Source organism: Chromatium okenii, assembly GCF_016583745.1.
GTDB lineage: Bacteria > Pseudomonadota > Gammaproteobacteria > Chromatiales > Chromatiaceae > Chromatium > Chromatium okenii.
This window is the reverse complement of sequence record NZ_NRRQ01000119.1, coordinates 1-675: the sequence shown is the minus strand read 5'-3', so window position 1 is coordinate 675 and position 675 is coordinate 1. Positions and strand designations below refer to the sequence as shown.

The 675-nt window shown below is 52.9% G+C and carries 1 protein-coding gene; it reads right to left on the bottom strand.

The annotated features are described in order from the left end of the window. Positions 1-675 (bottom strand): InlB B-repeat-containing protein (locus CKO12_RS14445; RefSeq protein WP_200155408.1); only part of this gene is annotated, 675 nt, incomplete at both ends.

The following is a 675-nucleotide window of genomic DNA, read 5'->3' as shown; positions in this document are numbered from 1 at the left end:
GCCAGCAGTGACCGGATTGGGAGTGCAATTGATGGTGCCGCCGGCGACGGGATCGGCGGTGGCAGTAATTAAATAGAGTGGTGTGAAATTCGCCGTCACTGCTTTTGCGGCAGTGACATTCGTTAATGCGCACGTTGTGCCGGTGCAATCGCCCGTGAAATTAGTAAAAACATAACCCACATTGGTCGTGGCAATGCAATTTGCTGAACCGCCAGCAGTGACCGGATTGGGAGTGCAATTGATGGTGCCGCCGGCGACGGGATTAGCGGTGGCAGTAATTGAATAGAGTGGTGTGAAATTCGCCGTCACTGCTTTTGCGGCAGTGACATTCGTTAATGCGCACGTTGTGCCGGTGCAAGCGCCTGTGAAATTGGTAAAAACATAACCCGCATTAGGTGTTGCCGTGCAATTTGCTGAATCGCCAGCAGTGACCGGATTGGGAGTGCAATTGATGGTGCCGCCGGCGACGGGATTAGCGGTGGCAGTAATTGAATAGAGTGGTGTGAAATTCGCCGTCACTGCTTTTGCGGCAGTAACATTCGTTAATGCGCACGTTGTGCCGGTGCAAGCGCCTGTGAAATTAGTAAAAACATAACCCGCATTAGGTGTTGCCGTGCAATTTGCTGAATCGCCAGCAGTGACCGGATTGGGAGTGCAATTGATGGTGCCGCCGGC